General features: G+C 75.0%; 20 protein-coding genes. 10 read left to right on the forward strand and 10 right to left on the reverse strand.

All coding sequences use genetic code 11. The features are described 5' to 3' along the window. Window positions 1-242, reverse strand: a 242-nt coding sequence (locus tag F1544_RS18960; RefSeq protein ID WP_444546808.1) for a flagellin N-terminal helical domain-containing protein, incomplete at its 3' end; no start/stop codon positions are given. A 231-nt stretch (window positions 243-473) separates the two neighbouring features. Continuing rightward, the gene (locus tag F1544_RS18965) at window positions 474-1,370 is read right to left on the reverse strand and encodes a sigma-70 family RNA polymerase sigma factor (RefSeq protein WP_167587701.1); all 897 of its coding nucleotides are present in this window, start codon (window positions 1,368-1,370) and stop codon (window positions 474-476) included. Window positions 1,371-1,633: 263 nt separating this feature from the next. Here F1544_RS18965 and flgN point away from each other — a divergent pair, with 263 nt between their 5' ends. From flgN to F1544_RS19000, 7 genes are all read left to right on the forward strand, one after another. After that, complete coding sequence (flgN, locus tag F1544_RS18970) at window positions 1,634-2,125, forward strand: flagellar export chaperone FlgN (protein ID WP_167587702.1); 492 nt, start codon at window positions 1,634-1,636, stop codon at window positions 2,123-2,125. 21 nt (window positions 2,126-2,146) lie between these two features. Beyond that, window positions 2,147-3,544, forward strand: coding sequence for a flagellar hook-associated protein FlgK (gene flgK, locus F1544_RS18975; protein WP_167587703.1), 1,398 nt, complete (start codon window positions 2,147-2,149; stop codon window positions 3,542-3,544). 27 nt (window positions 3,545-3,571) lie between these two features. Next, window positions 3,572-4,456: a flagellar hook-associated protein FlgL gene (gene flgL / locus F1544_RS18980; protein ID WP_167587704.1), complete on the forward strand. Its 885-nt coding sequence runs from the start codon at window positions 3,572-3,574 to the stop codon at window positions 4,454-4,456. 26 nt (window positions 4,457-4,482) lie between these two features. Next, entirely contained in the window at window positions 4,483-4,884 is a 402-nt protein-coding gene (gene fliW / locus F1544_RS18985) for a flagellar assembly protein FliW (RefSeq protein ID WP_167587705.1), read from the forward strand. A 150-nt stretch (window positions 4,885-5,034) separates the two neighbouring features. Continuing rightward, a complete protein-coding gene (locus F1544_RS18990) occupies window positions 5,035-5,544 on the forward strand; it encodes a YbhB/YbcL family Raf kinase inhibitor-like protein (RefSeq protein WP_167587706.1) in 510 nt (169 codons plus the stop codon). Continuing rightward, window positions 5,541-6,089: a YbaK/EbsC family protein gene (locus F1544_RS18995; protein ID WP_308470188.1), complete on the forward strand. Its 549-nt coding sequence runs from the start codon at window positions 5,541-5,543 to the stop codon at window positions 6,087-6,089. Before F1544_RS18990 ends, F1544_RS18995 begins: the two co-directional genes overlap by 4 nt. A 3-nt stretch (window positions 6,090-6,092) precedes the next feature. Then, a complete protein-coding gene (locus tag F1544_RS19000) occupies window positions 6,093-6,476 on the forward strand; it encodes an SRPBCC family protein (RefSeq protein WP_167587707.1) in 384 nt (127 codons plus the stop codon). Here F1544_RS19000 and F1544_RS19005 read toward each other — a convergent pair. The 6 genes from F1544_RS19005 to F1544_RS19030 form a co-directional block, all read right to left on the reverse strand. Beyond that, window positions 6,473-7,300: a TrmH family RNA methyltransferase gene (locus tag F1544_RS19005; protein ID WP_167587708.1), complete on the reverse strand. Its 828-nt coding sequence runs from the start codon at window positions 7,298-7,300 to the stop codon at window positions 6,473-6,475. The two genes, F1544_RS19000 and F1544_RS19005, sit on opposite strands and share 4 nt — an antisense overlap. A gap of 44 nt (window positions 7,301-7,344) precedes the next feature. Next, window positions 7,345-8,916 (reverse strand): methyl-accepting chemotaxis protein, encoded by a 1,572-nt coding sequence (locus F1544_RS19010; RefSeq protein ID WP_167587709.1) that lies wholly within the window; start codon window positions 8,914-8,916, stop codon window positions 7,345-7,347. 176 nt (window positions 8,917-9,092) lie between these two features. Beyond that, window positions 9,093-10,730: a putative bifunctional diguanylate cyclase/phosphodiesterase gene (locus tag F1544_RS19015; protein WP_167587710.1), complete on the reverse strand. Its 1,638-nt coding sequence runs from the start codon at window positions 10,728-10,730 to the stop codon at window positions 9,093-9,095. A gap of 286 nt (window positions 10,731-11,016) precedes the next feature. Next, complete coding sequence (locus F1544_RS19020) at window positions 11,017-11,400, reverse strand: VOC family protein (protein ID WP_167587711.1); 384 nt, start codon at window positions 11,398-11,400, stop codon at window positions 11,017-11,019. A gap of 87 nt (window positions 11,401-11,487) precedes the next feature. After that, on the reverse strand, window positions 11,488-12,156 hold the full coding sequence (locus F1544_RS19025) for a response regulator (RefSeq protein ID WP_167587727.1): 669 nt from the start codon (window positions 12,154-12,156) through the stop codon (window positions 11,488-11,490). Continuing rightward, a complete protein-coding gene (locus F1544_RS19030) occupies window positions 12,153-13,793 on the reverse strand; it encodes a sensor histidine kinase (protein ID WP_167587712.1) in 1,641 nt (546 codons plus the stop codon). Before F1544_RS19030 ends, F1544_RS19025 begins: the two co-directional genes overlap by 4 nt. Before the next feature lie 180 nt (window positions 13,794-13,973). On the opposite strand from F1544_RS19030, the gene F1544_RS19035 reads away from it, so the two are divergent. From F1544_RS19035 to F1544_RS19045, 3 genes are read left to right on the forward strand one after another with little or no spacing between them, the layout of a single operon-like run. Next, a complete protein-coding gene (locus tag F1544_RS19035) occupies window positions 13,974-15,452 on the forward strand; it encodes a CitMHS family transporter (RefSeq protein WP_167587713.1) in 1,479 nt (492 codons plus the stop codon). Window positions 15,453-15,498: 46 nt separating this feature from the next. Further along, window positions 15,499-15,888 carry a universal stress protein gene (locus F1544_RS19040; RefSeq protein WP_167587714.1) on the forward strand — a complete coding sequence of 130 codons (390 nt, stop codon included), beginning with the start codon at window positions 15,499-15,501 and terminating at the stop codon, window positions 15,886-15,888. Between the two features lie 50 nt (window positions 15,889-15,938). After that, window positions 15,939-17,084 (forward strand): DNA glycosylase AlkZ-like family protein, encoded by a 1,146-nt coding sequence (locus F1544_RS19045; RefSeq protein WP_208972197.1) that lies wholly within the window; start codon window positions 15,939-15,941, stop codon window positions 17,082-17,084. 61 nt (window positions 17,085-17,145) lie between these two features. Here the strand turns inward: F1544_RS19045 and F1544_RS19050 are convergent, their stop codons facing one another. Beyond that, complete coding sequence (locus F1544_RS19050) at window positions 17,146-17,568, reverse strand: PPOX class F420-dependent oxidoreductase (RefSeq protein WP_167587715.1); 423 nt, start codon at window positions 17,566-17,568, stop codon at window positions 17,146-17,148. A gap of 10 nt (window positions 17,569-17,578) precedes the next feature. Next, on the reverse strand, window positions 17,579-19,126 hold the full coding sequence (locus tag F1544_RS19055) for a cryptochrome/photolyase family protein (protein ID WP_167587716.1): 1,548 nt from the start codon (window positions 19,124-19,126) through the stop codon (window positions 17,579-17,581). Window positions 19,127-19,210 lie beyond the last annotated feature (84 nt).

Here is a 19,210-nt window from a genome sequence, read left to right on the forward strand (position 1 = left end):
GCGCCGTCAGCGGTCTGCACGACGTTGACGCCGTCCTGAGCGTTGCGGACGGCGACCTTGAGGCCACCGATCTGCGAGCGCAGGCCCTCCGACACCGACAGGCCGGCCGCGTCGTCAGCGGCCTTGTTGATGCGAAGACCAGACGACAGCTTCTCCAGGGAGGAGGACTGCGCCTTGTCCGTGGCCTGCAGGTTGCGGTAGGCGTTGAACGCGGCGATGTTGTTGTTGATGCGAAGACCCATGATGATCGTTCCTCCGTGAGTAGGGGTCCGTCTGGTTTCCCGGCCTGCCCCTCCGTGGGCCAGCCAGTTGTTTCATCGGTCTGCCGCCGCCGAACCTGAGGGGTGAAGCGTGTGGCGAACGGGTGACGTCGCCGGCTCGCCGATCGGGGGCCGGCACGGTCGCCGCCCGAACGACGGAGCGCCGCGCCCCACGGAGGGGCGCGGCGCTCGGTCGTCTCGACGGGTCTGCGCTCACGCGCTCTGGCGCACCGCCACGGGACGGGGAGCGCTCATGACGCCGAAGCTGGACAGCGCCAGCCGGGCCCGGAAGTCCGACTGCGCCCCGACGGCCGCGAAGTAGGACTCCTTGCGCTTCACCGCGGCGGTCGAACCCGTGAGGGCCCCGACCATCTCGGGCGAGAGGTGGCTGTTCATGCCGTCGCGCAGCAGGACGAGCGCCTCGGCGCGCATCTGCGAGATGCGGGACTCGCTGACCTCGAGCTCCTCGGCCAGCTCGGCCATGGGGCGCTCGGCGATGAAGTAGCCCTCGACGACGACCTTCAGCCGCTCGGGCAGCGCCGCGATCGCAGAGCGGAGGTAGCCGAGCCGCTCGCGGTGCAGCAGCTCCTGCTCCGGGCCCGGCGTGTGGGTGGGCAGGTGGTCGTCGATCGAGGCGCCGTCCGCGGTGAAGCCCTGCATCGACAGCACCACGGCGCGCTGGGCGTCGTCGCGGGTGTCGTGCAGCTCGCGGGTGGTGACGCCGAGCGCCGAGGCCGTCTCCTCCGCGGAGGGGCGGCGGCCCAGCTGAGCCGTGAGCTGGTCCTCGATCTGCGTGAGCTTCCGGGCGCGGCTGCGGGCTCCCCGCGACGCCCAGTCCTGCCCGCGCAGCTCGTCGAGCAGCGCCCCGCGGATGCGGGTGTTGGCGTACCGGTTGAACGGCACCCCGGTGCTCGGGTCGTAGGCGCGGGACGCCTGGACCAGGGCCAGCAGCCCGGCCGACGTCAGGTCGTCGCGGCTCACGTGCGAGGGGAGCCGGCCGATGAACTCGTTCGTGATGTAGCCCACGATCGGCAGGCTCTTCTCCACGAGCGCCACGCGGGCGGCGTCGGTGAGGGCCTCGAGCTGGGGAGCAGCGGCGTCTGCGGTCACGCCCCATCTCTCGGCACGTCACCCCCTGCGACTTGAGCCCCCAGTCGGTGGACACCGTCGGACGCGGCGGGTGACGAGCCTCCCCCGTCCGGGCGTCGCCCGGTCCGGGCAGCCGACGTCCCCTCCCCTGCGCCTGTCACCGCGGCCCCGGTGAGAGACCGGCCCGCTCGCGACCCGTCCGGCCCAGCCCGCCCTCAGGTGCCGGCCGCGGATGCCGATGGAGGCGGGAGAACGGACCGACGGTCGGTGCGGAAGGGACGGGCATGGGACTCGCTGAGGTCTCCAGCATCCTCTGGAAGGAGCGGGAGCTGCTGGAGCTGCTCCTGTTCAAGCTGGAGGAGGAGCAGCTCGTGCTGGCCAGCGGCCGCACGCGCTGGCTGGCGCACGCCACCCGCGAGGTGGAGTTCGTGCTCGAGCAGATCCGCTCCACCGAGCTGCTGCGGGCCGTCGAGGTCGACGCCATCGCCGCCGAGCTCGGCATCGACGCCGGCCCGAGCCTCAACGTGCTCGCCGGCGTGGTCCCCGAACCGTGGGACGACCTCTTCCGCAGCCACCGCGACGCGTTCCTGACGCTCACCGCGGAGATCCAGAACCTCGCGGACGCCAACCGGGACCTGCTGACCAGCGGTGCCCGCGCCGTCCGGGAAGCACTGCTGGGCCTCGACGCAGGCCTGGACACCTACACCGCCAAGGGCAAGAACATCGCAGCCTCCACCGGGGGATCGCGTGCCCACTTCGTCGACGAAGCCCTCTGACGGGCAGCGAGGACCGAGGACATGAGCACCTTCTCCGGCATCAACCTGACCTCCAAGGCACTGGCGGCCGCCCAGCGCTCCATGGAGGTCACGGGCCAGAACATCGCCAACGCCAACACTCCCGGCTACAGCCGCCAGCGCGTCGACCAGACCGAGAGCGTCGTCGGTGAGGGCGGCATCTGGGCGCGCCGCAACATCGCCGGCGACGGGGTGGAGATCACCGGCATCAGCCGCGCCACCGACGCCTTCGTCGACGCCCGCCAGCGCCAGGACGCGGCCACCTCCGCTGAGCAGCAGGCCACGGCGAAGGTGTGGAACGACGTCGAGACCGGGCTGGGCGAGCCGGGCAGCGCGAGCCTGACGCAGCGCCTGACCGACACCTACAAGTCGTGGAGCGACCTCGGCAACGCGCAGGGCTCCGACGCCGTCTCCTCGGCCCGCACGACGGTCCTGTCCCGCAGCCAGGCGGTCGTCGACACCCTCAAGGGCCTCGACGAGTCGCTGACCCAGCAGTGGGGCAACCTGCGGGACAACGCCTCGGTCCTGGCCGAGGACGCGAGCGGCACGGCGGCCCGCGTCGCCGAGCTCAACAACACGATCCGCAAGGCCCTCAACACGGGCTCCTCTGCCAACGAGCTGCTGGACCAGCGGGACCAGGCGGTCAACCACCTCGCCGAGCTGACCGGCGCCCGCGTGGTGCAGCGCGACGGCGGCATGGTCGACGTCTACGTCGGCAACGCCGCCATCGTCACCGGCGACCGCTCCGAGACCCTGTCGGTCCGCAACCCCGGCCTCACCCTCGCCCAGGCGAAGGGCGCCGGCGCGCAGGCGCTGCAGCTGCAGGTCGGCGCCACCGCGGTGAGCCCGGACTCCGGCACCCTGCGCGCCACCCTCGACGCGGTCAACACCACGCTGCCCGGGGTCTCCGGGAAGTACGCCGACACGGCGCAGAAGATCGCCGACGAGGTGAACGCCGTCTACAACCCCGCGGGGACCGCCGGGGGCGACTTCTTCGCCTTCGACGCCACCAAGGGCGCCGGCGGGCTGAGCGTCCTGGTCGCCGGCACCTCCGACGCGCAGTTCGCGGACAGCACGCCCGGCACGGTGGACCGCTCGATCGCCAAGACGCTCGGGCAGCTGCCCGAGAACCCGGCCAGGAGCCCGTCCACCTCCTGGCGCAGCACCGTCACCTCGCTGGCCTCCTCCTCGCAGGCCGCCGAGAGCCGGGCCGACCTGGCCGCGTCCGTCGCCCTGAAGTCCAGCGCGGCGCGCGAGGCGGTGTCCGGGGTGAACCTGGACGAGGAGATGACCAACCTCGTCGCCTTCCAGCACGCCTACTCCGCCGCCGCGCGGGTCCTCACCTCGATCGACGAGGCGCTGGACACCCTCATCAACCGCACCGGCCTCGTCGGCCGCTGACCCTGACTGACCGAGAGAGGAACAGACGTGTTCAGCCGCATCACGAACCGCAGCATCGCGGTCGGGTCCATGACCAACCTGCAGGCCAGCATGAACCGCAGCAACAAGCTGCAGGAGCAGCTGTCCAGCGGTCAGGTGCTCAGCAAGCCGTCCGACGACCCGGTCGTCACCAACAACTCGATCCAGTACCGCACCGAGATCGGCGTGCAGGAGCAGTACGGCCGCAACAACCTCGACGGTCAAGCTTGGCTGAACTCGGCCGACGCCGCCCTGCAGGACTCCGTGAAGGTCATGCAGCGCGTGCGTGACCTCACCGTGCAGGCCGCGAACACCGGGGCCAACGACACGACGGCCCGCCGGGCCATCGCCATCGAGGTCGACAGCCTCAAGGAGAACCTGCTCTCCTCGGCCAACACCAAGTACCTGGGCCGCCCGATCTTCGCGGGCACCAAGATCGGCGACGTCGCCTTCGACGCCACCGGGGCCTTCCAGGGCGACGCCGGCGTCGTCGCGCGGCGGGTCGGGCCGAACGTCGACGTCGCGGCCAACGTGAGCGGCGAGGGCGCCTTCGGCGACGACGGCGCGACCTTCGCCATGCTCACCGACCTGTCCACGGCGCTGAAGAGCGGCAGCGGCGCCGGGATCAACGACTTCATCACGAAGGTCGACACCGGGCTCGGGCTGCTCAAGGACTCGCTGTCGACGGTCGGGGCCCGCACCAACCAGCTCGAGGCCCTCAAGGACACCTCCGACGCCCGCGTCGACTCGCTGACGGACTCGCACAACGACATCACGGCGATCGACCTGCCGAAGACGCTCATCGAGTACAACCTGCAGAAGACCGCCTACGAGACCGCGCTCGCCTCGACCGCCAAGGTCATCCAGCCCACCCTGATGGACTTCCTCCGTTGACCAAGGAGTTCTCTACAGTGACCCTCATGACCGACGCGCCCGTCGCAGCTCCCGAGATCGTCTTCGTCGCCCCCATCATGGGCTTCGACCAGCACAAGCGGTTCAGCCTCGTCGCCCTCGACGACGAGGGGGTCCTGTTCTCGCTGCGCTGCGTGGACTCCCCCGAGATCCGCCTGGTCGTCGTCGCGCCGGGGCGCTTCTTCCCCGGCTACCTCCCCGAGATCGACGACGACACCGTCGCCGCCCTCGACCTGCGCGACGCCACCGAGGCCGCCGTGCTGTGCGTGGTCAACCCGGGCGAGGACGCCTCCACGGCCACCGCGAACCTGCTGGCCCCGGTCGTGATCAACCACCGCTCGATGCGGGCGGCGCAGACCGTCCTCGTCGGCACCGACCTGCCGCTCAAGGCGCCCCTGATGGTCGCCTGAGCCCACTCCCGCCCGCACGAGGCCCCTGCCGCACCGCGGTGGGGGCCTCGTCGCGTCACGGGCCCTTGCGCCGCCACCTCAGCGTCCGGCACCTCCGCCCGGGTGATCTCCGCGCGCGCCGCGCTCGGGCCCCTGCCTACAGTGCCGAGCATGAACCTCGAACGCCCCGTGGCTCCCGAGCCCTACTCCCTGCTCCCCCAGGTGCCGAGCTTCGAGCTCACCTCGACCGACATCGCCGAGGGCCGGCCGATGGCCGACCGGCACGCCGGCGAGAGCGTGTCCCCCCAGCTGAGCTGGTCGGGCTTCCCCGAGGGCACGAAGTCCTTCCTGCTGAACGTCTTCGACCCGGACGCGCCGACGCCCGCGGGCTTCTGGCACTGGACCGTCCTGGACCTGCCGGCCACGACGACCAGCGTCCCCACGGGCTTCGGCTCCGACGCCGGCGGCGCCCTGGTGCTGCGCAACGACGTGGGCAGCGCGGACTACACCGGTGCAGCTCCCCCGCCCGGGGACCACGTGCACCGCTACGTCTTCGCCGTGCACGCCCTCGACGTCGAGTCGCTCGAGCTGCCCGCCGAGGCCACGCCGACGGTGGCGGCCTTCACGTCCCTCGGCCACGTCCTGGCCCGCGCGACGCTGACGGGCACCTACCAGCGGTGACGGTCGCGGACGAGGGGGCGCAGCGGGTCGCCGGGTCGCTGGAGCTGCGGCCCGCGGCGCAGCACCCCGACCTGCTGACCCCCGCCGTCGCGGCCGCCCTGCCGGCGGGGGCGTGGGTGTGCGAGATCGACCCCGACGTCGCCGACACCGCGGCGCTCGTCGAGGCGGCGGGCGTCCCGCTGGACGGCTCCGCCAACTGCGTCGTGGTGTCCGGCAAGCGGGAGGGTGACGAGCGGATCGCGGCGTGCGTGGTGCTCGCCACGACCCGCGCCGACGTCAACAGCGCGGTCAAGAAGGTGCTCGACGTCCGCAAGGCGTCGTTCCTGCCGATGGACCGCGCGGTCGACGACAGCGGCATGGAACACGGCGGCATCACGCCCGTCGGGCTGCCGGCCGGGTGGCGCGTCCTCGTCGACGAGCGGGTGGCCGCGGCGCCCTGGGTCCTGATCGGCTCCGGGGTGCGGCGCTCCAAGCTCGTGGTGCGGGGCGCGGACCTCGCGGCGCTGCCGGGTGCCGAGGTCGTGGACATCGCCCTGGAGCGCTGAGCCGTGCGCCGGCGCCTCGCGGTCCGCGGGCCGCGGGGCGCCGGGCCGGTCTGGGCGGACTACGCCGAGCCGGCCCGGTGGTCGCGGTGGTCGCCGCAGGTGCGGGGCGTCACCGCGACCGGGCCGGAGCTGCGGGCGGGGCTCGCGGGGACCGTGCGCGGTCCCCTGGGCCTGCGGGTGCCCTTCGACGTCACCGCCGCCGACTGCGACGCGCGGACGTGGGCGTGGGAGGTCCGCTGCGCGGGCGTCGGTCTGCGCCTGGAGCACGGCGTGCGCGGCGTCGGGGACGGCTGCCTCACCTGGCTGGTGCTCGACGGGCCCGCCGCGGTGGTCCTCGCCTACTCCCCCGTCGCCCGCCTCGCCCTGCGCCGCCTCGTCGGCGCTTAGGCGCCGGGCCGGGTCTGCCAGAGCGCCACGGCGCTGGCCGCGGCGACGTTCAGGCTGTCGACCTGCGGGGCCATGGGGATCCGCACGGTGAGGTCGGCGCCCGCGAGCGCCCGCCGGCTCAGGCCGTCGCCCTCGGTGCCCAGCAGCAGCGCGAGGCGCTGGGGGACGGCGAACGCCCCGAGGTCGACGGCGTCGTCAGCCAGGGCCAGCGCGGCCACGCGGAAGCCGTTCTCGCGCAGCAGCTCCAGGTCGCCCGGCCACGTCGTGGCGCGGGCCCAGGGCAGGTGCAGGACGGTGCCCATCGAGACGCGGACGCTGCGCCGGTACAGCGGGTCCGCGCAGCGGGGGCTGACGACGACCCCGTCGACGCCGAACGCGGCCGCCGAGCGGAACACCGCGCCGACGTTGGTGTGGTCGGCGACGTCCTCGAGGACGACGAGCCGCCGCGGGCCGGACCCGAGGCCCGCCACGAGGTCGGCGACGGAGCGCGGGGCGGGCCGGTGCATCGAGGCGATGGCGCCGCGGTGCAGGTCGACGCCCGTCAGCTCGCGGAACGCCTCGACGGGGGCCACCAGGACGGGCACGTCGGGGAAGGGGGCGAGGGCGTCGGCGAGCTCGTCGGCGCGCTGCGGCGAGAGCAGGAACGAGCGCGGCCGGTGCCCGGCGGCGAGCGCCCGCCGGACCACCTCGACGCCCTCGGCGAGGAACAGCCCCTCGGCGGGTTCGCGGACGGCGCGCAGCTGCACGTCCTTCAGCGCGGTGTAGTCGCGCAGCAGGCCCGCGTGGGCGGGGTCCGCGAGGTCGGACAGCAGGAGGCGCGGCACGCCCGGACGGTACCGGTCGTTCCGCGCCGCCTGCCGAGCGCGCCTCAGTAGCGGAAGCGCCCCACCAGGTCCTGCAGCTGCTGGGAGACCTGGGCGACGTCGTCGGCCGCGGAGCGCGTGGACACCACGCCGCGGTCGGTGGCGTCCGTCGCGGCGGACACCGCGTCGATGCCGCCGGCGATGCGGTCGGCGCCGAGGGAGGCGTCGGCGATGGACCGCGAGATCTCCGAGGTGGTGGCCGTCTGCTCCTCCACCGCCGAGGCGATGGTGGTCTGCAGGTCGTTGATGCGCGCGATGACCTCGGTGATCGAGCCGATCGCGGTGACGGCGCCCGTGGTGTCGGACTGGATCGCGGCGACGCGCCGGGAGATGTCCTCGGTGGCCCGCGCGGTCTGCTGCGCGAGCTCCTTGACCTCGCCGGCGACGACGGCGAAGCCCTTGCCCATCTCCCCGGCCCGGGCGGCCTCGATGGTCGCGTTGAGGGCGAGGAGGTTGGTCTGCTCCGCGATGGCGGTGATGACCTTGACGACGGAGCCGATCTGCGCGGAGGACTCCCCGAGGCGCGAGACGGTGGCGGTCGTCTCCTCGGCGACCTGCACGGCCTGCTGGGCGACGCCGGTGGCCTCGGCGGCGGAGGCGGAGATCTCGCGGATCGCCGAGCCCATCTCGTCGGAGCCCGCGGAGACGGCCTGCAGGTTCGTGGACACGGCGGCGATGTCCGCGGAGACCGTGCGGACCTGCTCGCCGGCGCGCTCGGAGGCGGCTCCGGAGGTCGTGCCGGCCTCGGCCAGCTCCCGCGAGGAGCGGCCGAGCGAGGTCGCGCCCGCGAAGACGGAGGAGATGTCGGCGCGCAGCTGGGCGAGCGCGCGGTCGAGGGCGGCGGCGGTGCGGCCGAGCTCGTCGGAGCGGTCGATGCCCGTGGTGGCGGTGAGGTCGCCGCGCTCGAGGGCCTCGGCGACCCGGGCGATCGCGGAGGCGTCGGCGCGGATGCGGCGGACGGCGGCGACGAGCACCGCGCAGCCGAGCGCGAGCCCGGCGACGAGGAAGGCGACGGTCAGCAGCAGCGTGCGGTGGGCCGCGTCGCGGCTGGCGTCGACGGAGGCGGTGACGGCGGCGGACGCGCTCGCCTGCAGCGTGGCGACGTCGCCCTCGAAGGCCTGCTGCGCCGCCTGGTAGGTCGTCAGCGCGGCGGCGCGGGCGGCGTCGTCGGCGGCCCCCGTCACCTGGGGGCCGGCGGTGTCCATGGCGTCGAGCTGCTGCGCGAGGTCGGCGGCCACGGGGACGTCGGCGCCGGAGACGAGGCCCTGCAGGGCGTCGACGGCGTCCGTGCGGGCCTGCGTGCCGTCCGCGAGCTGCGCGCCCACCTGCTGGGCGACGCCCGGGACGTACTGGGCGGCGAGGGAGTTGGCGGTGACCTGGGCGTTCAGCAGGGCGATCGACTGCACCGTGCTCTGGCGCGCGAGGACGCCGTCCTGCAGCGCCGCGAGGTCCGCGCTCTGCTGGTGGCTCGAGACGGCCCCGAGCGCACCGAGCGCGACGGCGGCCAGGGCCATGCAGCCTGCGGCGCCGGCGATCCGGGTGGTCAGGGAGGCGCTCGTACCGGACTGTCGGGCCATCGTGGGTCTCGCTCCTCGTCTGGGTCCCGGGTGGGCGGGACCGCGTGCCTCCTCATCGGCACGCGACGACGACGGCCTGAGCCCGGGAGCAGGGGCGCACCCGCCTGCAGCAGTGCAGGTGTCCGGCGACGGGGAACCTCCGCGGTCCGCCGTTCCCGACCCCCCGGAGCCGGAGCTCAGAAGGCGGCGCTGGGCACCACGCTCGGGACGACCACGGCGGCGTCGAGGTCGAGGACCCCGCGCAGCGCGCCGCCCGGCCCGGGGTGCACGGCGCGGTCGAGGTCCAGCGCCGGGCTGGGGTAGCCGAGCAGGAACCCCTGCGCGGCGTCGCAGCCCAGGCGCCGCAGGGTCTCGAGCTGCTCGGTGGTCTCGACGCCCTCGGCGATGACGCCCAGGCCCATGTTCTTGGCCATCCCGACGATGCCGGCCACGACGGCCTCGTCCTGGCGGTGGCGGCCGAGCCCCGCGATGAAGTGGCGGTCCACCTTGACGTGGTCCACGGGCATCGACTGCAGGTGCGAGAGCGAGGAGATGCCCCGCCCGAAGTCGTCGACGCCGACGCGCACCCCCATCGTCCGCAGCGCGTGCAGGGTGGAGAACCCCGCCTTGGCGTCGGCGACGAGCAGCTCCTCGGTGACCTCCACGAGCAGGGCGCCCGCGGCGCGACCGCTCGGCTGGGCCACGGCGATGGCGTCCAGGAGCTCGCCGTTGGCGAGCTGGCGGGAGGAGATGTTGACCGAGACCGTGAGGCGGCAGTCGTCCCCGGCGTCGGCGTACCAGCCCTCCAGCGTCCGCCACGCCTCGGCGATGACCCACGCGCCGATGGAGACGATGAGGCCGCTGCGCTCGGCGAGCGGGATGAAGTCGGCCGGCTGCAGGAGCCCGCGGCGCGGGTGCTGCCAGCGCACGAGCGCCTCCACGCCCTGCACGTGGCCGTCGACGAGGTCGACGATGGGCTGGTAGTGCAGGCGCAGCTGGCCCTGGGCGACGGCGAGGGACAGGTCGTCCTCGGTCTGCAGGGTGTCCACGGCCTGCGCCTGCATGCGCTCGTCGAACAGCTCCGAGCGCGCCTTGCCGCCCTCCTTGGCGCGGTAGAGCGCCGCGTCGGCGCGCCGCAGCAGCTTCGAGGCGTCGGCCTCGTCGCGGGCCAGGGCGATGCCGACGCTCGGGGTCACGCTGATCTCGCGGCCCCCGGTGACCACGACGGGCCGGTCGGAGATCGAGGACACGACGCGGTCGGCGATGCGGCTCGCGTTCAGCTCGTCGGTGAGGTCCTCGCAGAGCACGGCGAACTCGTCGCCGCCGAAGCGGGCGACGGTGTCCTCCGGGCGCACGGCCGCGCGCAGGCGGGAGGCCACCTCCACCAGGACGGTGTCGCCGGCCGCGTGGCCGTGCACGTCGTTGATGGTCTTGAAGCTGTCCAGGTCGAGGTAGAGCACGGCGCAGGCGTGCGAGCCGCGGCGGGCGAGCGCGTGCTGCAGGCGGTCGGAGAACAGCTGGCGGTTGCCGAGGTCGGTCAGCGGGTCGTGCAGCGCCTGGCGCCGGGCCGCGTCCAGGACGTCCTGGCGGTGCCGGCCCTCCTCGTCGAGGCGCTCGGCGGCCTGCATCGACAGGTGCAGCAGCAGGACCGCGCTGACGACGCCGCCGGCGAGCACGGAGAGCAGCGTCCCGGCCGACGGCGGCCCGACGAGCAGGCGCAGCAGCAGCGCGATGACCCCGACCACCACCAGGGGTGACGCGAGGGCCCAGGGCACGATGCGGGTGCGGACCTCGTCGCCCGCGAGGTGCCGGGCCGTCCACGGCCACGGAGCCATCCCGCACCTCCTGTCGTCGAGGGTCGCGAGCTGGTGCTCCCGCGACCGAACCAGCCGATCGTCACGATGTGCAGACGTGCGATTGCACATCGTCATCGCCAACGCGTCAACTGTCCAGACGGCACGCCGCTCGTCACCGGACGGACGGCCGCACGGCGCCGGACGGCCCCGCAGTGACCACCCGACCACGCACCGTCGCCGGAAGCGCGCCAGGAGCGACGCCGCTCACCCTGACGGGTGACGCGACGGCCGCCCGGGCCCCCGCTCGCGGGCCGGCGGGGCGGGCTCAGGCGCGCAGGACCCCCGCCTCGTCCGCGGGGGTCGTCAGGACGCAGAACTCGTTGCCCTCGGGGTCGGCGAGGACCGCCCACCCCGCGTCCGGGGTGCGCCGGTCGTCGACGACCGTCGCGCCCAGGGCGAGCAGGCGCTCCACCTCCGCGTCGCGGTCGCGGTCCACGGGCCGCAGGCACAGGTGCATGCGGTTCTTGACCGTCTTGGGTTCCGGGACGCGCAGGAACAGCAGGCTGCGGCCGCCGGGACCGCTCAGCCCGGCCTCCTCGTCGTCGCCGTCGTCGTCGGGCTCGAAGTCGTCGAGGACCTGGGCCCACCACGCGACCTGGGCGAGGGGGTCGGCGGCGTCGAGGCAGAGGTTCGCGGTGCGGGAGGCCATGCGGCCCAGCCTGGCCGCGCCGTCCCCGCCCGCGCCACCCCGGCGGGGACAGCGGTCAGTGCGGGCGACGGTCAGTGCGGGCGACGGTCAGTGCGGGCGGTGGGCGTAGCGCTGCTCGGGGCGCCCGGTGGTGCCGTAGCGCAGCTGCAGCTGCAGGCGGCCCTCGGCGTCCAGCGCCGCGAGGTGGCGCTGCGCGGTGGCCCGCGAGATCCCCGTCGCGGTGGCGACGTCGGCCGCGGACAGCGGCTCGGCGGCGTCCTGCAGCGCCTGCAGCACGAGGTCGCGCGTCGCGGACGCCGCCCCGCGGGCCGGCGCGGCCTCGGAGTGCAGGGCGCGCACGGCCCCGTCGACGACGTCCTGGTCCACGCCCGGGCGGGCGTCCAGCAGGCGCCGGTAGCGGGCGTAGGCCCGCAGCCGGCCCGCGAGCGCCGCCTCGTCGAAGGGCTTGAGGAGGTAGCCCAGCGCGCCGCTGCGCAGCGCGCGGCGGAACGTGGCCGTCTCCGTGGCCGCCGAGAGCACCATGGCGTCGCAGTCGAGCTCGGCGACGAGGTCGAGGCCCGAGCCGTCCGGGAGGTAGACGTCGACCAGCGCCAGGTCCGGCGGCGGCTGCCCCTGCGCGCGCCGGCGGGCGAGGACGAGGCGGGCCTCGGCGCACGTGCCGGCGGTCGCCACCACCGCGAAGCCGGGGACCGCGGCGACGGCGCGGGCGTGCAGGTCGGCCACCCGGAAGTCGTCGTCGACGACGAGCACGTTCAGGTCCACGGCTGCTCCCCCGCCCCGGCGCCGCCCGCGACCGCGCCCGGCAGGCGGGCGACGAACACCGCGCCGGCGAGCCCCTCGCCGTCGCCACCGTCGGCCAGCCACGCGTCGCCGCCCCGGGCCCGCGCCACCTGCCGGACCAGCGCGAGGCCGAGGCCGCCGTCGCCGGCGGCCCGCGTCGTGACCCCGGGTTCGAAGAGGTCCGCGCGCACGTGCGGCGCGACGCCCGGCCCCGAGTCGGAGACGGCGACGACGAGCGCCGTGCCGTCCTGCACGAGGTCGACCTCGACGACCGCCCCCTCGCCGCCGCGCACCGCGGTGACGGCGTTGTCGACGAGGTTGCCGAGCACGGTCGTGACGTCGACGGGGTCGGCGATCCGGCCGGTCACCGACACCTCGCCCAGGCGCAGCTGGACGCCGTTCTCGCGGGCGTGGCTGGCCTTGGCGGCCACGAAGGCCTGCAGGTAGGGGTCGGCGACGGCGTCGAGACCCGCCACGCCCGTGCCGAGGGGCCCCGTCGCGAGCAGGGTCCGGACGTAGTCGCCGGCCTCCTCGACGTGGCCGGAGCCCAGCAGCCCGGACACCAGGTGCAGGCGGTTGGCGAACTCGTGGCGCTGGGCGCGCAGCACGGTGCCGACGGCCTGGACGGCGTCGAGCTGGCGGGTGAGCAGCTCCACGTCGGTGCGGTCCTGCACGGTGACGACGGAGCCGAGCAGCCGGTCGTCGCGCGAGACCCGGCGGGAGGACAGCAGCAGCGCGCGCTCGCCCAGCACGGCCAGCGACGGCACCGCGTCGGGGTGCTCGACCAGCGCCCGCACCCGGGCGGGCAGGTCCTCGACGGCGTCGCCCGCGACCAGCGGACGGCCCAGCAGCCGGGCGGCCTCGTCGTTGGCCAGCACGACCCGCCCCGCCGGGTCGACGGCCACGACCCCCTCCGCGATCCCCCGCAGCACGGCCTCGTGGCCCTGCAGCAGACCGGCGATCTCCTCCGGCTGCAGGCCCAGGGTGAGCCGCCGCAGCCGCCGCGACAGCAGCGCCGCCCCCGCCAGACCCGCGACGAGCGCCGCGAGGGCGATGAGCGCGAACGGTCCCAGCGCCTCCCGCACGCGCTGGGCCACGGTCGCCGAGGCGATGCCGACGCTGACCTCCCCGACGACGCGCTGCCCGCCCGGCTCGCGCACGGGCACCTTCGCCCGGGCCGAGCCGCCGAGGGTGCCGACGGCCGTGCTGACCTCCTCCCCGCCTCCGAGGGCGACCCCGGGATCGGTGCTGACCCGCTCGCCCAGGCGCGCGGGCACGGGGTGGGCCAGCCGCAGGCCGCGGTCGTCGGTGACCACGACGAACAGGGCGCCCGTGCGGGCGCGGGCGTCGGAGGCCGCGCGCTGGACGGGACCGTCGGCGAGCGTCGACGCCGGGGCGGGGGCCGCGGCGCTCGCGGCCGCGACGCCGGCGCGCACGGCGTCGTCCTCCGCGACCACGCGGGCCACCGCGAGCGCCCGCTGGCCGACCTCGACGTCGATCTGGCGCTGCAGGAGGTAGGCCGAGCCCGCGAAGGAGACGGCCAGGACGAGGACCACCAGCAGGGCCTGGACCGCGAGCGCCTGGCGCGTGAACGGCCACCGGCGCGGGTCCATGGCGGTCACCGTAGACCGCCGGGGGTGCGGCTGAGCACAACGCGCACAAGTCGCGCAACGAGGACTACCCCCGCCAGTGCGCGCAACCCCGTGCCTGCGCGCCGGCGCCCCTACCTTCGGTGCCGTCAGCGGCAGCGGAGCCGCTGGAGGACCTCCCCCCTCCCTCCGGACGGAGCAACGATGCTTGTCGCCCTCGGTTTCGGCATGGTCGCCGTGTTCATGGCGCTCATCCTCACCAAACGCCTCACCCCCGTCGTGGCGCTGATCCTCGTCCCGCTCGCGTTCGGCCTCGTGGCCGGCGCCGGGCTGGGCCTCGGCGACGCGGTGATGGACCAGGTCGGGGAGTTCGCCCCGACCGCGGCCCTGCTGTTCTTCGCGATCATCTACTTCGGCCTGATGATCGACGTCGGCCTGTTCGACCCGCTGATCCGGCTGATCCTGCGCATCTGCGGCGACGACCCCGTCAAGGTGGTCGTCGGCAGCGCGCTGCTCGCCGCCGTGGTCTCCCTCGACGGCGACGGTTCGACGACGTTCATCATCACCGTCTCGGCCATGCTCCCGCTGTACCTGCGGCTCGGGCTCAGCCCCGTCGTCCTCACGGTGTCGGCGAACCTCGCGGCCGGCGTCATGAACATCGTCCCGTGGGGCGGGCCCACGGTCCGCGCCGCGACCGCCCTGGGCGTCTCGCCGTCGCAGCTGTTCAACCCGATGGTGCCCTCCATGCTCGCGGGTCTCGTGTGCGTGCTGGTGATGTCGTGGTTCATGGGCCTGAGCGAGCGCCGGCGGCTGCAGCGCAACGGCATCGACCTCGCCGACTTCCGCGCGACGGAGCTCGCGACCGTCGGCGGCGCCGGCGGTTCCGCGACGGTCGGTTCCGCGACGGTGGGTTCCGCGACGGTGGGTTCCGGCACGGTGGGTTCCGCCGGGACCTCGTCCGCGGGTTCCTCCGTCGCCTCCACCGGGACGATCACCACCGGGACGGGCACCGGCGACGAGCACGGCTTCGAGGGCGGCGCGCTCGACCCGACCCGCCCGACGCTGCGGCCCCGGCTGATCTGGTTCAACGCCGCGCTGACCGTGGCGCTGCTGGTCCTGCTGGGCCTCGACGTCCTGCCGCTGCCGTTCCTGTTCATGGTCGCCTCGGCCGTCGGGCTGCTGGTGAACTTCCCGCACCCCGGCCAGCAGGTCGAGCGGATCCGCGAGCACGCGACGAGCATCGTCTCGGTCGTCTCGATGGTGTTCGCGGCCGCGGTCCTCACGGCCGTGCTGACCTCGACGACGATGGACACCGCCATGGCGACGTGGCTCGTCGACGTGGTGCCCGACGCGTGGGGCCCGCACCTGGCCGTCATCACGGCCGTGCTGAGCATGCCGCTGACGTTCTTCCTGTCCAACGACGCGTTCTACTTCGGCGTCCTGCCGATCCTGTCGCAGGCCGCCGCCGAGTACGGCATCACGCCCGTGGAGATGGCCCGCGCCTCGATCGTCGGCCAGCCCGTGCACTTCACCAGCCCCCTGGTGCCCGCGATGCTGCTGCTGATCTCCCTCGCCAAGGTCGACCTGGCCGACCACCACCGCAAGGTCATCTGGCGGGCCGTCGTCCTGTCGCTGGTGATGCTGGGCGCCGCCCTGCTCGTCGGCGTCGTCCCCTTCGACTGACCCGCCCCTCCCCCCGCCACCCCGACCGATCCCTGGAGGACATCCCGTGAGCAGCCCCCGCGACGTCGTCGTCGCCGTCACCGACCGCCCCGAGGGCGGCGCCGCCCTGGCCTGGGCCACCGAGCGCGCCCGCGCCGGCGGCGCCCGCCTGCAGGTCGTGTTCGTCACCGACGACCGGCCCTCGGCGCCCGTCCACGCCACCGCCGCGGCCCGCCGCCAGGTCCAGGAGGCCGCGGAGGCGGCCGGCGTCGCCTACGCCGTGCACGACCCCCAGCAGGACGTCGCCGAGCAGCTGCTGGCCCTGGCCGACGAGACCACCGACGTCGTCGTCCTGCCCGTGCGCCGGCGCTCGGCGACCATGAAGTTCCTGCTGGGCAGCATCGCCCAGCGCGTCATCGGCGAGGCCCCCTGCCCCGTCGTCACGGTCAAGGCCTGACCGCCACCCCTGCGGCGGTCGTTCCCGCCTGCTGACAACGGCGTCGCGCGGTGCTGGACTGGCCGGGTGACGGGATCGCCGGGGTGACGCCGTCGGTGACCCGCGCAGCGGTTCTGGCGCACCGCTTCGCCGCTCAGCAGCTGCACCGCCCGTCGCCGGGGCTCCCCGCCCACGAGCTGGCCGTCGCCGGTCTCGGGATCCCCGACGTCCCCGCTCCCGCGGCCGTGACCGCCGTGGCGGTGCGCGGCGGGGCGGTGCGCGGTGGGACCCCGGGCGACGGGCTCGTCCTCGTGTGGGGTGCTCGGGGCGCCCCGGCCCTGCACCGCCGCGCCGAGCTGCCGTGGCTGGCCGGTGCGCTGTGGCCGCTGAGCGACGCCGACGCGGCCGCCCGGATCGGCACGTCGCGGACCCGCGCGGCCGCCGCCCTGGGGCTCGGCGCCTTCACCGCGGTCGCCCACGCCGTCCGGGAGGTCCTCGCCGGCGGTGAGCCGGTGTCCAAGGCGGAGCTCTCCCGCGGGGTGACCGAGCGGGTCCCCGACGCGCTGAGCATCGACTGCGCGCCCTGCGGCGCCCGGCACGTCTCGGGCGGTCTGCTGCAGCAGGCGGGCCTGGTCGGCGGGGCCGAGGTGCTGCGGGGCGGGCGCGCCGCCCGCTACCGGCTGCTGCCCGGGCTCGCCGTGCCCACCGCGGCCGCGGGGACCCCGGAGCTGCTCCGCCGCTACCTGGCGCTGCTGGGTCCGGCGCGGCCCGCGGACGTCGCCGCCCACCTCGGCACGAGCGTGAGCGAGGCGCGGCGTGCGTGGCCGGGCGACCTGGTCGAGGTCTCCGTCGACGGCCGCTCCGCCTGGTCACCCGCCGAGGACGCCGAGGCCCTCGGCGCGGCCGCACCACCCGCGACCCTGCGGCTGCTGCCCGCGGGCGACCCGTGGCTCGTGGCCCGCGACCGCGGCCTCGTCCTGCCCGACCGCGCCCGCCACCGCGACGTGTGGAAGCCCGTCGCGCCCCCCGGCGTCGTCCTGCTCCGCGGCGAGGTCGCCGGGACGTGGCGGGCGGCGGTCACCGGACGGCGCCTCGACGTCACCGTCACGCCGTTCGCGGCGCTGCCCGCGACGGCCTGGCGGCTCGCGGAGCACGAGGCCGGGCTCGTGGCCGCCGCCCGCGGCGTCGCGGACGTGCGGCTGGTCCGCCCCTCCTGAGGCGCCGGTCCCAGCGCAGAGGTCCCGACGCAGGGGTTCCGGCGGACCTGGGTCGCGGGGCTCAGGCGGCGCCCGACGCCCCGACCCGCAGCTCCAGCGCCGCGCTGGCGTCGTCGGCGTGGCCGCGGCCGACGAGCCCGGCGAGGCGCTGCCCCACGGCGAAGAGCCGGTAGACGAGGCCGTACTTGGCGGCGACCGCGGCCCGCACCGCGGGCACGTCCTCGGGCGCCAGCAGGGTCGCGCGCCCCTCGACGCTGTCGCCCAGCGGCTTGCCGCGCGCCGTGCACGGCGCCAGCAGGACCCGGCCGTCGCGGCGGATGCGCTTGACCTTGCCGGAGTCCGCGCCCGTGTACGCGACCATCCGCCCGTCCATCGGCGCCACCCAGATCGGCGTGGGCACCGCCCGGCCGTCCTTGCGGAACGTCGTGAGGAGCACGTAGCTCGTGGCGGCGAGGAGGTCCTGCGCGCTCGGGGAGGTCGTCATGGCCCGCAGGCTACGGCGCTGCGGTGCCGCGCGCGGCCTCCTGCACCAGCAGGGCGTCGAGGTCCTTGAGGCGGTCCAGGCCGCCGAGCGCCCGGGTCATCCGCTGGTTGCCCGCCAGCAGCTCGCGGTGGCCGTGCAGGAAGTTCCAGTACCCGGCGGTGAACGGGCACGCGTCCTCGCCCACCCGCACCTTGGGGTCGTAGCGGCAGCCGCCGCAGAAGTCGCTCATCCGGTCGATGTAGGCGCCACCGGAGGCGTACGGCTTGGTCGCCAGCACCCCGTGGTCGGCGTGCTGCGACATGCCGACGACGTTGGTCGTCATGACCCAGTCGTAGCCGTCGACGAAGTTGCGCCAGAACCAGTCCGCGACCTCGGAGGGCCGGTACCCGCGCTGCAGCGCCCAGTTCCCCAGCACCATCAGGCGCGGGATGTGGTGCACCCAGCCCTCGTCGCGGACGCCGGCGAGGACGTGGGAGAGGCAGTTCGCGTCCACCGCGTCGGCGTCGAGGTCGGCGAACCAGTCGGGGATCGCCTGGTGCTGCTGCATCGCGTTGCGCTGCTTGTACTCCTCGCCCAGGTACCAGTAGAGGTGCCAGGTGTAGGAGCGCCAGCCCACGACCTGCCGGACGAAGCCCTCGACCGAGGCCAGGCGCGTGCCGTGCTCGCGGCCGTGCTCCTCGGCGCGGCGGGCGATCTCCAGCGGGTCGAGCAGCCCGAGGTTCTGCGTCGCCGACAGCAGCGAGTGGCTCATCCACTCGTCGCCGCTGAGCATGGCGTCCTCGTAGGTGCCGAACTGCTCGAGGCGCTCGGCGAGGAAGTGCCGCAGCGCGGTCAGGGCTTCCCGGCGGGTGACGGCGAACCGGCGCGGGCCGTCGGTGCCGGTGAACTCGACGTGCTCGTCGCGCTCCCACCGGTCGAGGTCCTCGCGCACCTGGGCGTCGATGTCGTCCTCGCGCGGGAACCACGGCTGCTCGACGTCGAGGCGCTCCTGCTTCTTCGGCGGGCCGGAGCGGTTGTCCTCGTCGTAGTTCCAGGAACCCCCGACGGGCCGGCCCTCGGCGTCCATCAGCAGGCCGTGGTGGCGGCGGACCTCGCGGTAAAGGTCCTCCATGAGCAGCCGCTTGTCCCCCCGCGCGTCGGCCCAGTGCGCGAACTGCCGCTCGGAGACGACGAAGCCCCGGGAGGCGAGCAGCTCCACGGCGTCCAGGCGGCGCACGAACCGCCGGGCGGGGTAGGACGTCGGGTCGCAGACGCTCAGGCCCCCGGCGCCCTCGGGGTACCCGGCCTCGGCCAGCCCCTCGCGGTAGGTCGGGGCCTGGACGTACTGCGCCTGCTCGCCCAGGTCGCGGGCGCGGTGGCGCAGCGCGGAGAGGATGAGGTGGGCCTTGCGGCGGTGGAACCGCCCGCGGCGGAACACGTCCGTGGACTCCAGCAGCAGCACGCGCTGGCGCGGGGCGTCGAGGAAGTGCGGGCCGAGCTGGTCGGCGAACAACCACCGGACCGTGTCCGGGGAGCGCTCGGGCAGGTCCTGGGCGGAGACGTCGCTCGCGGCACTCACCTGCCGACCCTCCCCCGGCGGGCACGCGGCCGCACGCCGAACCCTCTCCCCCGTGGTCGGGCCGGGGCGATCGGCACGACCACG

It is taken from the genome of Kineococcus rubinsiae, from assembly GCF_011839805.1.
Lineage (GTDB): Bacteria > Actinomycetota > Actinomycetes > Actinomycetales > Kineococcaceae > Kineococcus > Kineococcus rubinsiae.

Coding starts and splice junctions, on each gene's coding strand:
- F1544_RS19010 (WP_167587709.1), bottom strand. CDS start 8,916: ATGGCCCGACAGTCCGGTACGAGCGCCTCCCTGACCACCCGGATCGCC.
- F1544_RS18990 (WP_167587706.1), top strand. CDS start 5,035: ATGAACCTCGAACGCCCCGTGGCTCCCGAGCCCTACTCCCTGCTCCCC.
- F1544_RS19020 (WP_167587711.1), bottom strand. CDS start 11,400: ATGGCCTCCCGCACCGCGAACCTCTGCCTCGACGCCGCCGACCCCCTC.
- fliW (WP_167587705.1), top strand. CDS start 4,483: ATGACCGACGCGCCCGTCGCAGCTCCCGAGATCGTCTTCGTCGCCCCC.
- F1544_RS19035 (WP_167587713.1), top strand. CDS start 13,974: ATGCTTGTCGCCCTCGGTTTCGGCATGGTCGCCGTGTTCATGGCGCTC.
- flgN (WP_167587702.1), top strand. CDS start 1,634: ATGGGACTCGCTGAGGTCTCCAGCATCCTCTGGAAGGAGCGGGAGCTG.
- F1544_RS19050 (WP_167587715.1), bottom strand. CDS start 17,568: ATGACGACCTCCCCGAGCGCGCAGGACCTCCTCGCCGCCACGAGCTAC.
- F1544_RS19015 (WP_167587710.1), bottom strand. CDS start 10,730: ATGGCTCCGTGGCCGTGGACGGCCCGGCACCTCGCGGGCGACGAGGTC.
- F1544_RS19030 (WP_167587712.1), bottom strand. CDS start 13,793: ATGGACCCGCGCCGGTGGCCGTTCACGCGCCAGGCGCTCGCGGTCCAG.
- flgK (WP_167587703.1), top strand. CDS start 2,147: ATGAGCACCTTCTCCGGCATCAACCTGACCTCCAAGGCACTGGCGGCC.